Consider the following 13,177-nt stretch of genomic DNA (forward strand, 5'->3'; position numbering starts at 1 on the left):
ACGGCCCGCGAAGCGCGGACCTAGTTGTAACTTGAACAGGACGTTCCGGCAGAGCAACCCCTTGTCGCCATTCTCGGGGCGGGCAGGGAAAACAAAATCTGGCGATTGGCAAAGTCGATATTGACGCGCCGGAACAGCCGCATCGTGTCCATGCCGAGGATCAGCGCGGGACTATCTTCCAGCCCGAAGCGCTTGAACGGCGGAACGTCGGCAACCGCCATCGGAACGCGGTCGAACTCCAGGCCGGCGATGTGCAGGTCGTTGATCATCACATAGCTGGCGTCCAGTACCTGCCCGGTGACCGAGGTGACCGAAATCGGGCCAAGCGACTTGGTCGAGCGTCGCGCCAGGTTCAGCATCGCGCGATTGCCGATCGAGATCGGCGATCCGGTGTCGATGATCACCGAGATGCGCTCGCCATGATAACGCGCGTCCGTCACGATCAACTGGCCGTAAAGATTCTTGGCACTCACCAATATGTCGCCGGGACTGCTTGTGCCGCGTATCCGCCGACCGGACGGCGTGACTTTCATCGCTCGCCGGTCGAAATCGATCGTGATGCGGTGCCCCTGCAGCGCGTCGATGCCCAGCATGCCGCGCGCGCCGATATTGCCGGTCGCGAGTGCCGGGGCTTCGACATTCTTCGCCCCGAGCGTACTGATCGAAAGTTCGGGAACATGCACCGTCTCGACCGTCGCGGTCCCGGCAAGCCCGATCAGCCGTACCGGCTTCCCGGCGGTGAGCGCCAGCGCAGTGGCCAGCTCGCGCGAGATCACGGAGCGTTCGGCTCCCGTATCGATGACGAACTTATACGGCCCGCTGGTGCCGATCGACACCGGCACGGTCATACGCCCGCTGTCGATGTCGAGCCCGATACTGAGATCGGTGGAGGCGGGGGGCGGGGGGGCTTCGGGCGGCGACGGGCCGACCTGTCCGGCCGGCGGCGCTGCACCGGCAAGAGCGATCAGCGCGAAGGCGACCGATATCTGCATCAGGACAGGCTACGCCCGTTACGGTCCTTTGCCAAGGCCCGCCGATCCTCCGCTCGCGGCCGGGAAAAGCGCACTTCGCGATTGGCGAAATCGATCTCGACACGACGAAACAATTTCATTGCATCCATGCCGAGCAACAAGGCAGGCTTGTCGTTCAGCCCGAAGCGGCGAAAGGGCGCCGCCTCGGCAAAGGCGACGGGGAGATTTTCGAACCCGACGCCGCCGACCTCGATCCGCTCAACCTGCATGTAATCGGCCAGCAACAAGCCGCCGGTCACGCTGCGCAGGCTGATCTGTTGCGGCAGCCCCTTCTTGCGGATGCGCTTGCGCAGCGCGGCATTGCCCATGCTGACCGAAGAGCCGGTATCGAGGATCACGCGGATACGCCCGCCGCGATAATGCGCGTCGGTGACGATCAGCTGGCCGAGATAGCTTTTGGCGCGCACCACGATGTCGTCGCCTCGTCCACCGTCACGTCGCGATCGCTTGGTCGACGGCGTCAACGTCATCCGGTCGGTCTCGAAATCGATCGCCAGCGAATGACCGCGCAACGTGTCGATGCCGAGCATCCCCGGCGCGCCGAGGTTGACCGCCTCCAGCGCGGGCGCCTCGATCGGGGGGCTGGTGATCGTGCTGACGTTCAGCGACGGGATCGTCACGGTGCCGACGCTGCTGGTGCCGGTCATTGCGGTCACTCTGACGGTGCGGCCGCTGACCAGGCCGAGCGTGGTGGCAAGTTCGCGGGCGATGACCGTGCGCTCCGCGCCGGTGTCGATGATGAACGCGAACGGCCCGGCGCCGCCGATCGTGACCGGGACGGTCATGCGCTGATCCATCATGCTCATGGCCAGCTCGCCGGTGGTCACAGGCACGGGGGTCTGGCCGGTCAGCGGCAAAGCGAGCGCCGCAAGGATCGAGGCAGGGATCAGGCGAATGAGGCAGAGTACGCCCGATCCGGACCTTTGCCAAGCCCGAGCCCTCTGCCGCTTCTGCCCGATCAATCGAGCCGCATCGCCTCTGCCGCCAGCACTTCCGCCTCGACCAGCAGCGCGTCGTCGGCCAGGCCCGTCGCGACCCGCTCGCGCCCGATGAGCGTCAGCACCGGCACCGCGAGCGGCGACAGGCGCGGCAGGTCGACATGCACCATCGTCTCGACCGCACGGTCGAGCAGGCTCGCCAGTCGCCCGACATCGGTCATCCGCGCGCGCGCATCCGCCCAGGCCGCCTGAAGCAGCAAATGGCCCGGTTCGTATTTGCGCAGCACGTCGTAGATCAGGTCGGTCGAGAAGGTGACCTGCTTGCCGGTCTTGCGCTTGCCAGGATGCTGGCGCTCGACCAGCCCGCCGATCACCGCGACTTCGCGAAAAGCGCGCTTGAGCAATGCCGATGTCTGCACCCAGTCGACGAATTCGTCTTCGAGGATATCGGGCGACAACAGGCTCGCCGGGTCGGTGATCGGGTCGAGCGCGTAACAGGCCAGCGCATAGTCGTTCGACACGAAGCCGAGCGGCTTCAGGCCCTGCGTCTCCATCCGGCGGGTAATCAGCATGCCAAGCGACTGGTGCGCATTCCACCCCTCGAAGCTGTAGATCACCATGTAATGCCGGCCCTCGCGCGGGAAGGTCTCGACCAGCAATTGCCCTGGCTCGGGCAGGCGCGAGCGCAGTGCCTGGATCTCCAGCCATTCGCGAACATCATTGGGGAAGCGCGCCCATTCGCTGCGGTTCCACAGGAAACCGCGCACACGCTCGGCGAGGTTGGTCGACAGCGGCATGCGCGCGCCGCCATAGGTCGGGATGCGCGCTGGCCGGGCCGTCGCGCGGACCAGCAGATCCTCGGTATCGACACCCATCACCTCCAGGCTCATTCCGGCGAAGAAGAAGGTGTCGCCCGGCGACAAAGTGGCGGCAAAGCCCTCTTCGACCTTGCCGAGACTACGGCCGTTCTTGAAGCGCACCGTCAGCATCGTCGCCTCGACGATGATTCCCGCGTTCAGGCGATGCTGCGCGACGAAGCGGGGATGGCTGACCCGCCAGCTGCCGTCCGAATCCTGGGTCAGCCGCTTGAACTTGTCATAAGCCTTCAGCGCATAACCGCCGTCGCGGATGAAGCCGAGCACCCGCTCGAACGTCTCGTCGGTCAGCGCCGAATAGGGCAACGCCGAGCGGATCTCGTCAAGCATCGCGCCTTGCGTGAACGGCGCGGCGCACGCGCAGGCCATGATATGTTGCGCCAGCACATCGAGTCCGCCTGGACGGAAGATATCCGGATCCAGCTCTCCGGCCTCGACCGCATCGAGCGCCGCCCGCGCCTCGAGATATTCGAAGCGATTGCCCGGCACGAGCACCGCTTCGGACGGTTCGTCGAGCCGGTGGTTCGATCGCCCGATGCGCTGCAGCAGGCGCGACGACCCTTTGGGCGCACCCATCTGCACCACGCAATCGACATCGCCCCAATCGACTCCCAGATCGAGGCTGGCGGTGGCGACCAGCCCGCGCAACCGGCCCGCCGCCATCGCGCCCTCGACCTTGCGCCGCGCCTCCAGGCTGAGCGAGCCGTGATGGATGCCGATCGGCAGTCCCATCGCATTGACCTTCCACAGGTCCTGGAAGATCAGCTCGGCCAGGCTGCGCGTGTTGCAGAAGATGATCGACGTCTTGTGCAGTTCGATCTCCGCCATCACCTGCTCGGCGGCATAGCGGCCCGAATGCCCCGACCAGGGCACCCGGCCTTCGGGAAGAAGGATGGTGATGTTCGGGTCGGCACCGGGCTCGCCCTCGACCAGGGCGACCTGATCGATATCGCCATCGGGCGCGATCCAGGCACGGTAACCATCGGCATCGGCGACCGTCGCGGACAGGGCGACGCGGCGCAGGGCGGGCGCGAGGCGCTGCAACCGCGCCATGCACAAGGACAACAGGTCGCCGCGCTTGCCGGTCGCGAAGGCGTGCACCTCGTCGACGACGATCGTCTTCAGCCCGTCGAACATCAGGAAACTGTCGGGATAGCTCAGCAACAGGCTGAGCGATTCGGGTGTGGTGAGCAGGATCTGCGGCGGTCGGATGCGCTGTCGCGCCTTGCGGTCGGAGGGTGTGTCGCCGGTGCGCGTCTCGACCCGGATATCGAGTCCCATTTCCTCGATCGGCGTGATCAGGTTGCGTTGCACATCGACCGCCAGCGCTTTCAACGGTGAGACGTAGAGCGTGTGCAGCCCCGTCGTCGGCGCTTCGATCAACTCGGTCAGCGTGGGCAGAAACCCGGCGAGCGTCTTGCCCGCGCCGGTCGCCGCGACGAGCAGCCCGTGTCGTCCGGCGCGCCCGACCTCAAGCATCTCCAACTGATGTCGGCGCGGCGACCAGCCGCGCGCGGTGAACCAGTCGGCAAGGGGGGGCGGGAAGGGTGGCGGTCAAGGTGCGGGCGGCGACCCTGCGGGGCGGGTGACGAGCGCCGGCGCGGCCGTCCCCTTGGTCGACAGCCGGGCGCGTTCGGCCTGGGGCCGGTCCTGCAGCGACAGCCAGGCTTCGTCGCCCTTGGTGCCGATCCGCCAGGCTTCGGCATATTGGCCGACCGGATTGGCATAGTTGACGGTGACACCGGCAAAGCCGCTCTGTTCGTTGACGATCATCGCGACCGCGTCGCCGCCGGGCCGGTCTAGCGCGACCACGCCGCGGCCATTGTCGAGATAGGACATGGCGCCGCGTTCGGAGCCGTTCCGGTCATGCAGGACAAGGCCATAGCCGGCCGCAACCCGCGGATAGGTCTTGCCGTCGAGCCGGGGCAGCGGCTCTTCGCCCAGCACCACCCGATCCTCGCCATCGGGCCCGAGCACGACGATCGACGCGGTCTGGCCGTCGGTACGCTTGCGCCCTTCGACCGGAGGCGGGGCGCCGATCAGGATGCGTGGCTTGCCGGTCGCGTCGACGATACGAATCGCCTGCGCTTCGATCGTCTTCGGCGCGGTGGCGGTGAAGGCGGCGAGCGCGAAGCCCATGGCGGTCAATCCCACGGCCAGCAACGCGATGCGTTGATGCCGGACTTGCCGTTCAAGCCGTTCGAGGCGCCAATCCGAATCGATCATGTCATCTCCTTTGTGATCCGGTGGAACCGGGGCGGCATGCCGTTCATATAGGCATGATGGCAAAGCTCGGCGACTGGATCGATCCGCAACCGCACGGCATCTATGTGAAACCCGCCGACATCTGGGTCGATCCGTCGCGCCCTAGTCCGAGAGCGCTGGTCACGCATGGCCATGCCGATCACGCACGCGGCGGACATGATGCAGTGTGGGCGACGCCCGAAACGCTCGCAATCATGGAAACGCGCTATGGACCGCAGGCGGGGCATCCGGTCGCTTATGGCGAGACGCTGACCATGGGCGATGTGCAGGTGACCTTCGTGCCGGCCGGGCATGTGCTGGGCTCGGCGCAGATCCTGCTCGAACATCGCGGCGAACGAATCGTCGTATCGGGCGATTACAAGCGCCGCGCCGACCCGACCTGTGCGCCGTTCGAGCCGGTCAAATGCGATGTCTTCATCACCGAGGCGACCTTCGGCCTGCCGGTGTTCCGGCATCCTGAAACCGGCGATGAGATCGACAAGCTGCTTGCCGCGCTCCACGCCAATCCCGATCGCTGCGTGCTGGTCGGGGCCTATGCGCTGGGCAAGGCGCAGCGCGTGATTCGCGAGCTGCGCGACCGCGGCCATGCGGCGCCGATCTACATCCACGGCGCGATGCAGCGGCTGTGCGATCTCTATGTCGAGCTGGGCGTCGATCTGGGTGAACTGATTCCGGCGACCGGCGTGCCCAAGGCGGAGATCAAGGGCCATATCGTCATCGCGCCGCCATCGGCGCTCAACGATCGCTGGTCACGCCGCTTGCCCGATCCGATCACCGCGATGGCGAGCGGGTGGATGCGCGTCCGGCAGCGCGCGGTGCAGCGCAATGTCGAGCTGCCGCTGATCCTGAGCGATCACGCCGATTGGGACGAACTGACCGACACGCTGACCGAGATCGCGCCGAAAGAGGTGTGGGTCACCCATGGCCGCGAGGATGCGCTGGTTCATTGGTGCCAGACGCGCCAGATCAAGGCACGCGCGCTGGCGCTGGTCGGCTATGAGGATGAAGACGATTAGCGAGCCGCGGCGACGGCGGCGCGGTGTGCGATCAGGTCTTCGAACAGCCATTGCTCGGCCGCGAGCGGATCGGTGAAGCATTCCGCCGAGCGTGACCCGAGCGCGCGAACCAACTGCATCCGGGCCAGTGATGAGGCGACGACAAAGGCGAGCCGGCGCGATCGATAGACCGGATCGGCCAGTACCGAATAGAATTTGCCGACGATGTCCTGCGATTGAATCTTCATCTCACGCAGATCGTTGACGGTCAGATGTTCGTTCGGGCCACAGCGTAACCGGGCATGCGCGTCGCGCCTGGCCTCCAGGAAAGCCTGGATACTGTCGATCGTGAAAAAGCCGCTCATCCGGATCCGAATCAGATCGCGCGACGGATCGGCATCAATAGAGAAATTTGCATCCATGTGACTTTCGATACGCGGGGGCTCCTACGAAATTACTAATGCATACAAGGCCATCCGGGACCGCGGTGACGGCACGCGCCGTCTTTTCCAGGGCGGGAAATGTGCGGCAAAGCCGCCAGCCCTTGCCAGGATCCGCATGACGCCTCCGGCCTGACGCCATTCTGGAATGTGCTCGACACGACGCCAGAGGGGCACGATCCCAATGGTATCCCGGCCTCGACTGGGATTGAGCGTTCAGGCCGGGTCGTCGGCCGGGGCTTCCCTCGCTTCGTACAGGCTGACAGCCTCGCTCGATGCCGCCAGCTTGCGCACGGCGCCGATGAATTCGGCCGATCCCGGCTGGACGAAATGGGCCTTGAGCGCCGCCATGTCGCGCCAGCGTTCGTAGAAGAACAGCCTGAGCGGGTTTTCACAATCGGCCTGCACCGAATGGCTGATACAGCCATCCTCGGTGCGCGAGCGGTAGACATGGTCGAGGCTCGCCTGGCGCAGTGCGTCGAAACTATCGGTGCGAGCCGTGACGCTGCCGGTGACGATGATCATGCAGACTTCCCCCTGTTAGAATCGTTCAGGCTCAGCGCGATCGCCGATAGATGCCGGAAAACGATACGTTCAAACCGCCGCATTGCAGATTGTCGGTCACGACAAGATAGGGACCAACCAGCCTGAACCAGGCCGTGCAGCCCTCCGGGCCGTCCGTGATCGAGAGGCGGTCGCCGACGGGCGCCGCTTCGCCGCTCAGCTCGCCCGTATTGATGCCGCCCCGCTCGACCCGTTCGGGATCGTGCGTGCCCCATGTCGCCGTGCCGTCGATGCTCACGCGGCCGGGGCGTTTGGCGGATTTGATATCGATCGATGCCTCGTCGCGCTGCCAATTGCCACGCCAGGCAGCGATGCTGGGCGGCGGTGGCGCGACGCGCGTGATGGCAGCGGCGGGCAGCCAGCCCTGAGTCATGGTGCCGCTCGTTGCGACATAATTGATCGACACGAACCCGCCGGCCGAACCGTCAATCAGGACCGGGTCACCGGCTACCAGATAGGCGGCGCGCCGGCATCGAGTGGTATTCGCCGGGCATCCCGGCCGATCCGTGCCATGCAGGAGATAGGTTTTCGCGCCCGCGCCGACCGTGGCTAGTGACAGTTTCGACATGGCGGCGGCATCCGCCGCATAGTCGGTCTGCGCGGCGACGACCGAACCCACTGCGAGCAACGGCAGCGCAAACCACCAACGCGAAACGTTCACCCCGCACCCTCCAGCGCCTTGGCCCGGCGCCGCTGCACCGAACTGCCGATGCCCAGCGCCTCGCGATATTTGGCGACGGTGCGCCGCGCGATATCGAAGCCCTTGGCGTTGAGCAGTTCGACCAGCGTGTCATCGGACAGGATCTTGTTGCCCTCCGCTCCGATCAGCGCTCGGATCGCGCTCTTCACCGCCTGAGCCGATACCGCGTCGCCGCCATCGGACGACTGGATCGCCGAGGTGAAGAAATATTTGAGTTCGTAGAGCCCGCGCGCGCAGCTCATATATTTGTTGCTCGTCACCCGGCTGACGGTCGATTCGTGCATCTCGATCGCATCGGCGACCTGGCGCAGGGTCATCGGTTTCAGATGCGCGACGCCGTGCAGGAAGAACGCCTCCTGCTGCTTGACGATCTCGGTCGCGACCTTGACGATGGTGCGCTGGCGCTGGTCGAGCGCCTTGACCAGCCAGTTGGCGCTGGCGAGCATATCACTGAGCCAGGCCTTGGACGCCTTGTCCTGATGCCCGCCCGACAGCTCGACATAGTAACTGCGATTGACCAGCAGGCGCGGCAAGGTCGCGGCGTTGATCTCGATGCCCCAGCCGTCCTTGCGTCGCGCGACGAAAATGTCGGGGGTCACGGCCTGAGCCGGTTCGCCTCCGAAACGGCAGCCGGGTTTCGGATCATAGCCGCGCAGTTCGCGGATCATGTCCGCCATGTCTTCGTCATCGACGCCGCACATGCGCTTCAGCCGCGCGAGATCGCCGCGCGCGAGCAGGTCGAGATTGTCGATCAGCCGCGCCATGCACGGATCGTAACGGTCCGCTTCCTTCGCCTGCAGTGCGAGGCATTCGGCCAGGTCGCGCGCGCCGACCCCGGTCGGATCGAAGGTCTGGATCGTCATCAGCACCGCCTCGACTCGCGCCAGCGCGACGCCCAGCCGATTGGCGATCTCGAGCAACGGAACGGTCAGGTAACCGCACTCGTCGATCTGATCGATCAGATGCGCGGCGATGAACATGTCGGGGCCGTCGACCACCGGTCCGGCCTGGGCAAGGAGATGATCGGCCAGGCTCAGGCCGGTATCGGCGAAGCTGTCGAAATCCGGACCGTCCTCGCTCCCGCCGCCGGCGCTCCCGCCGGTCAGCCCGAGCGCGCCGTCCATGCCCGCGCCGCCGGCCTGGTCGGAGACGCTGTCATGGTGGAAGCTTTCGGCGGTGAAATCGACATCCAGCGAGGCCTCGCCGGTCGCATCGCCACCCATCAGCAATTCGTCGGCGCTGGCCGGTTCGTCGCGCGGTGTGGTGAACTCTTCCAGCGGGGCGTCGCGCTCCTGCGTCGGGCCATCGTCCTCGGCCGCACCGCTTTCGAGCAGCGGGTTCTTCTCGATCTCCTCGGCGATGAAGCCCTCGACCTCGAGATTCGATAGCGCAAGCAGGCGGATCGCCTGCTGCAACTGCGGCGTCATCACCAGTGACTGCGACTGGCGCAGATCGAGGCGAGGCGCGAGACTCATGAGATGAGCGCTACGTCCGTTCGCCCCGAGCCTGTCGAAGGGCATGTGCCCGGAATGCAGCGCTCATTGGCGGAGAACGGTGCTTCGACAAGCTCAGCACGAACGGTGTTCCCGGTACCTGTCATGGCTTTAGAGCGAGAAGCCCTCGCCCAGATACAGCCGCCGCACATTCGCATCGGCAACCAGTTCGGCGGGCGAGCCGGTGAACAGCACGCGGCCGTCATAGATGATGTAGGCGCGATCGACGATGTCGAGCGTCTCGCGGACATTGTGATCGGTGATCAGAACGCCGATGCCGCGTTCCTTCAACTGGCATACCAGATCGCGGATATCGGCGATCGAGATCGGGTCGATCCCGGCAAAGGGCTCGTCGAGCAGCATGATCGACGGATCGGCGGCCAGTGCGCGCGCGATTTCCGCACGGCGGCGTTCGCCGCCCGACAAGGCCATTGCCGGCGCATCGCGCAGCCGCGTCAGGCCGAAATCGCCGAGCAGCTTCTCCAGTCGCTCGGCGCGCGCCGCCTTGTCCGGTTCGGCCAGCTCAAGCACGGTCAGGATGTTCTTTTCGACCGAAAGGCCGCGAAAGATCGAAGTTTCCTGCGGCAGATAGCCAAGGCCAAGGATCGCGCGGCGATACATTGGCAGTCCGGTGATATCGTCACCGTCAAGCATGATGCGACCCGAATCGGGCTTCACCAGCCCCATCACCGAATAGAAGCAGGTGGTCTTGCCAGCACCATTCGGCCCTAGCAGCCCGATCACCTCGCCGCGGCCGACCGTGACCGAGACGTCGGACAGAACCACGCGCTTGTCATAGGACTTGGCGATCGACACCACCGAAAGCCCGGTCATCGCAGGTGCTTCATGGATCGGCGAGATCGTCTCGAGGGTTGCGGTATCGGTCATCGGTTGAGTCCGTGCTCGCATCATAGGGTTAGCAAAACCTTGCCAAATCGGAACTTGGCAAGCTTTGTGCATGGCCCCTTTGCAGCAGGTCGGCGATTTAGGGAAGAGCAGCGCGGCGAAACGCCGTAAAAACACGCGCTGGTGAGGCTTCTAATTCCGCTTCGGCACCGAGAAACGGCCGGTCACGCGTCCGCCCGGTGTGGTGGTCGTGCTGCCATCGGGGCCGGGGCGCGACCCGCCCACGGACGATCCATCGATCACCGCGCGGCCGGTGTCGAGATTGATCGTCAGCCGCCCGCCATTGACGGTGTTGCCGGCCTGCACCAGCGTGACCGCGCCGAGCATGGTGATGACACGGCGATTGAGGTCATAGATTGCGTATTGCCCGCGTGCACTCTGGTCGGGGCGAGTCACCACCACGTTGCCCGACGCATCGAGCCGCGATACCTGCGGGCTGCCGTCGATCACCTGCCCGGTATAGGCGACTGTCATGCGTGCCGAGTTGAGCGTCATTTCGGCCTGCTTGACCGATACGCTGCCCGACAGGATCGCGCGGTTGGCCTTGTCCTGCAATTCGATATGGTCCGCCCCGAAATCGATCGGTGCGTTCGAATTGTGACGCGTCTGTGCTCCCGCAGCCGTAGCGGCAAGTGCGAGCGCAGGGGCGATCACGGCGAACAGGCGAACAGGCTTGATCATGAACGCCTATCTGTTCCTTCCGGGCACGATCCGCAAGCGCGCGTTGCCGTCGAGCGTCACGACATGCGTCTCAAGATCGGCCTTCATGCCATCAGCGCTGAACGTGCCTTGCGGCACCGTGCCGGTCACCGCGCTGCCGCTGCGCAGCTTGCGCGTCTTCAGATCTACGACGGCGTCGTTGGTATTGAGCTTGTAGCCGTTCGCTGCATTGAACTGAATCGGTCCATCGACTGCGACCTGCTCGGTATTCATGTTGTAATGGCCCTTGTCGGCCACCAGGGTCGCAGGGCCATCCGGCAGGCTGATCGCCGCCGTCAGGACGTTGAGCTGGACGATCGGCTCGCGTGAGCTTTGCTGTACGGCGGAGCCGGCGGTCAGTGCGAAGGGCTGCCCCTTGCCATCCTCGCCACGGTACAGTGCCTTCTGGATGCGCAGCCGCTCCTTGGCGACCTCGACCTTGTTCTTGTCTAGCAGGAAGCTGACATCGCCGGTCGTGGTCAATGGTGCCATGACCAGGAAGCCGGCCAGCACGCCGATGCCGACCGGCAGCAGGATTTTCGATGCCGCGACGACACGGTCATGGCTGCTGCCGGGCGCTGCCCAGACCTGCCGCTCCGACCGGACGCGGACCGCGACCTCAGACATGTTTGTTTCCTTCGGAAAGACGGTACCGGCCCGCCGCCCCTCCCGGCCACCCATTCAGGATACGCTGTGGGTGGCCGGGAGGGGCGGCGGGTCGATCCCGCGAACGCGCAGCGTCAAACATGCGCGAAGATATCTACCTCTGGCCAGCCGGCGAGATCGAGCTCGGCGCGGGCTGGCAGGAAATCGAAGCAGGACTGAGCAAGCGCCATGCGGCCTTCGCGCACCAGCCGGGTGTTCAGCTCCTCGCGCATCGCATGCAGGAAGCGCACATCGGACGCGGCATAATCCTTTTGCGCGTCGCTCAGCACCGGGCCGCCCCAGTCGGACGATTGCTGCTGCTTCGAAATGTCCTGGCCGAGCAGTTCGCGAACCAGCTCCTTCAGCCCGTGCCGATCGGTATAGGTGCGCACCAGCCGCGAGGCGATCTTGGTGCAATAGACCGGCGCCGCGGTCACTTTCAGGTAATGGCTGATCGCGGCGAGATCGAAGCGTGCGAAATGATAGAGCTTTACGCGTGCCGGATCGGCGAGCAGCGCACGCAGATTGGGCGCGGCATAATCGCTGCCGGGGGCAAAGCGCACGAGATGTTCGTCGGAACCGCCATCGGACAATTGCACCACGCACAACCGGTCGCGCGGCGTGATCAGGCCCATCGTCTCGGTATCGACGGCGATGTCGGCGCCGGGCGCGAACAGGCCGGCGGGAATGTCTTCTTCGTGGAAATATACGGTCATGCAAATCGCCTAGCGGCGATTGCCCTATCGCTCAATGGGTCGCTCAATGGTCCGACCCTGGCGGCTGGCCGGCCGCGGCGCGTTTTTCGCGGCGACGGCGCGCCAGGATGTTGAGCGTTTCGACCCCGGCGGAAAAGGCCATCGCGGTGTAGATATAACCCTTTGGCACATGCACGCCAAAGCCTTCGGCGATCAGCACCGCGCCGATCATCAGCAGGAACCCCAGCGCGAGCATCACCACGGTCGGGTTGCGGGCGATGAAATTGGCCAGCGGCGTGGCGGCGAACATCATCACGCCGACCGCGAAGATCACTGCCACGACCATCACCGGCAGATGGTCGGTCATGCCGATCGCGGTGAGGATCGAATCGATCGAAAAGACCAGGTCGAGCGCCAGGATCTGCGCGATCGCCGATCCGAAGGTCAGCGCGACCTTGCCTTTCTTGTCGAGTTGCTCGCCCGATTCCTCGGGATCGACGCTGTGATGGATTTCCTTGGTCGCCTTCCACAGCAGGAAGATGCCGCCGGCGATCAGGATCAGGTCGCGCCACGAAAAAGCGGTCTCGAAACTCGGTGCGCCGTGTGTGCCGGTCGGCCCGACCAGCCCCAGGTCGAACACCGGTTGAGTCAGCCCGGCGATCCACGCGATCATCGACAGCAGCACGAGGCGCAAGCCCAGCGCCAGCCCGATGCCCAGCCGCCGCGCTTTGGCCTGCTGATTCGCCGGCAATTTGTTCGACAGGATCGAAATGAAGATCAGATTGTCGATGCCGAGCACCACCTCGAGCACGATCAGCGTGGCAAGTGCCGCCCAGACGGCGGGATCGGACAGGAGTTGCAGGATCGGCATGGCCTTGTGTGTGCCGTTTAGGCCACGCATGCGCAAGCAGACGGTGCCTACCGTGCCGTA

General features: G+C 65.1%; 14 protein-coding genes. 1 reads left to right on the plus strand and 13 read right to left on the minus strand.

Annotation, left to right across the window (positions count from 1 at the left end; genetic code table 11):
* Positions 1-20: 20 nt before the first annotated feature.
* From H3Z74_RS21440 to H3Z74_RS21455, 4 genes are all read right to left on the minus strand, one after another.
* Positions 21-992: an aspartyl protease family protein gene (locus H3Z74_RS21440; protein WP_187761524.1), complete on the minus strand. Its 972-nt coding sequence runs from the start codon at positions 990-992 to the stop codon at positions 21-23.
* Positions 992-1,858 carry a retroviral-like aspartic protease family protein gene (locus tag H3Z74_RS21445; protein WP_187761525.1) on the minus strand — a complete coding sequence of 289 codons (867 nt, stop codon included), beginning with the start codon at positions 1,856-1,858 and terminating at the stop codon, positions 992-994. Before H3Z74_RS21445 ends, H3Z74_RS21440 begins: the two co-directional genes overlap by 1 nt.
* A 131-nt stretch (positions 1,859-1,989) precedes the next feature.
* Positions 1,990-4,323, minus strand: coding sequence for a ligase-associated DNA damage response DEXH box helicase (locus tag H3Z74_RS21450; RefSeq protein WP_229727107.1), 2,334 nt, complete (start codon positions 4,321-4,323; stop codon positions 1,990-1,992).
* 75 nt (positions 4,324-4,398) lie between these two features.
* The gene (locus tag H3Z74_RS21455) at positions 4,399-5,070 is read right to left on the minus strand and encodes a hypothetical protein (RefSeq protein WP_187761526.1); all 672 of its coding nucleotides are present in this window, start codon (positions 5,068-5,070) and stop codon (positions 4,399-4,401) included.
* Between the two features lie 56 nt (positions 5,071-5,126).
* On the opposite strand from H3Z74_RS21455, the gene H3Z74_RS21460 reads away from it, so the two are divergent.
* A complete protein-coding gene (locus H3Z74_RS21460) occupies positions 5,127-6,125 on the plus strand; it encodes a ligase-associated DNA damage response exonuclease (protein ID WP_187761527.1) in 999 nt (332 codons plus the stop codon).
* On the opposite strand, the gene H3Z74_RS21465 is transcribed toward H3Z74_RS21460, so the two are convergent.
* From H3Z74_RS21465 to H3Z74_RS21505, 9 genes are all read right to left on the minus strand, one after another.
* Positions 6,122-6,469 (minus strand): hypothetical protein, encoded by a 348-nt coding sequence (locus tag H3Z74_RS21465; protein ID WP_187761528.1) that lies wholly within the window; start codon positions 6,467-6,469, stop codon positions 6,122-6,124. The genes H3Z74_RS21460 and H3Z74_RS21465 overlap by 4 nt on opposite strands.
* 291 nt (positions 6,470-6,760) lie before the next feature.
* The gene (locus H3Z74_RS21470; RefSeq protein WP_187761529.1) at positions 6,761-7,069 is read right to left on the minus strand and encodes a putative quinol monooxygenase; all 309 of its coding nucleotides are present in this window, start codon (positions 7,067-7,069) and stop codon (positions 6,761-6,763) included.
* A gap of 31 nt (positions 7,070-7,100) precedes the next feature.
* Positions 7,101-7,769 (minus strand): hypothetical protein, encoded by a 669-nt coding sequence (locus H3Z74_RS21475; RefSeq protein WP_187761530.1) that lies wholly within the window; start codon positions 7,767-7,769, stop codon positions 7,101-7,103.
* Complete coding sequence (gene rpoN, locus H3Z74_RS21480; protein WP_187761531.1) at positions 7,766-9,283, minus strand: RNA polymerase factor sigma-54; 1,518 nt, start codon at positions 9,281-9,283, stop codon at positions 7,766-7,768. The genes H3Z74_RS21475 and rpoN overlap by 4 nt, the downstream gene beginning before the upstream one ends.
* Before the next feature lie 129 nt (positions 9,284-9,412).
* Positions 9,413-10,189: an LPS export ABC transporter ATP-binding protein gene (gene lptB / locus H3Z74_RS21485; RefSeq protein WP_187761532.1), complete on the minus strand. Its 777-nt coding sequence runs from the start codon at positions 10,187-10,189 to the stop codon at positions 9,413-9,415.
* A gap of 150 nt (positions 10,190-10,339) precedes the next feature.
* Positions 10,340-10,888, minus strand: a complete 549-nt coding sequence (locus tag H3Z74_RS21490; protein ID WP_187761533.1) for an LptA/OstA family protein — start codon at positions 10,886-10,888, stop codon at positions 10,340-10,342.
* A gap of 6 nt (positions 10,889-10,894) precedes the next feature.
* A complete protein-coding gene (lptC, locus tag H3Z74_RS21495; RefSeq protein ID WP_187761534.1) occupies positions 10,895-11,533 on the minus strand; it encodes an LPS export ABC transporter periplasmic protein LptC in 639 nt (212 codons plus the stop codon).
* 113 nt (positions 11,534-11,646) lie between these two features.
* Entirely contained in the window at positions 11,647-12,267 is a 621-nt protein-coding gene (locus H3Z74_RS21500) for a ribonuclease D (RefSeq protein WP_187761535.1), read from the minus strand.
* Between the two features lie 43 nt (positions 12,268-12,310).
* Complete coding sequence (locus H3Z74_RS21505; protein ID WP_187761536.1) at positions 12,311-13,117, minus strand: TerC family protein; 807 nt, start codon at positions 13,115-13,117, stop codon at positions 12,311-12,313.
* Between the last annotated feature and the right edge of the window lie 60 nt (positions 13,118-13,177).

Origin of the sequence: Sphingomonas alpina (genome assembly GCF_014490665.1) — a bacterium.
Classification (GTDB): Bacteria; Pseudomonadota; Alphaproteobacteria; order Sphingomonadales; family Sphingomonadaceae; genus Sphingomonas; species Sphingomonas alpina.

Bases quoted from the DNA above. Each gene is read 5' to 3' on its own strand.
- H3Z74_RS21440 (WP_187761524.1), bottom strand. From the start codon at position 992: ATGCAGATATCGGTCGCCTTCGCGCTGATCGCTCTTGCCGGTGCAGCG.
- H3Z74_RS21465 (WP_187761528.1), bottom strand. From the start codon at position 6,469: ATGAGCGGCTTTTTCACGATCGACAGTATCCAGGCTTTCCTGGAGGCC.
- H3Z74_RS21450 (WP_229727107.1), bottom strand. From the start codon at position 4,323: ATGCTTGAGGTCGGGCGCGCCGGACGACACGGGCTGCTCGTCGCGGCG.
- lptB (WP_187761532.1), bottom strand. From the start codon at position 10,189: ATGACCGATACCGCAACCCTCGAGACGATCTCGCCGATCCATGAAGCA.
- H3Z74_RS21505 (WP_187761536.1), bottom strand. From the start codon at position 13,117: ATGCCGATCCTGCAACTCCTGTCCGATCCCGCCGTCTGGGCGGCACTT.
- rpoN (WP_187761531.1), bottom strand. From the start codon at position 9,283: ATGAGTCTCGCGCCTCGCCTCGATCTGCGCCAGTCGCAGTCACTGGTG.
- H3Z74_RS21500 (WP_187761535.1), bottom strand. From the start codon at position 12,267: ATGACCGTATATTTCCACGAAGAAGACATTCCCGCCGGCCTGTTCGCG.
- H3Z74_RS21460 (WP_187761527.1), top strand. From the start codon at position 5,127: ATGGCAAAGCTCGGCGACTGGATCGATCCGCAACCGCACGGCATCTAT.
- H3Z74_RS21490 (WP_187761533.1), bottom strand. From the start codon at position 10,888: ATGATCAAGCCTGTTCGCCTGTTCGCCGTGATCGCCCCTGCGCTCGCA.
- H3Z74_RS21470 (WP_187761529.1), bottom strand. From the start codon at position 7,069: ATGATCATCGTCACCGGCAGCGTCACGGCTCGCACCGATAGTTTCGAC.
- lptC (WP_187761534.1), bottom strand. From the start codon at position 11,533: ATGTCTGAGGTCGCGGTCCGCGTCCGGTCGGAGCGGCAGGTCTGGGCA.
- H3Z74_RS21455 (WP_187761526.1), bottom strand. From the start codon at position 5,070: ATGATCGATTCGGATTGGCGCCTCGAACGGCTTGAACGGCAAGTCCGG.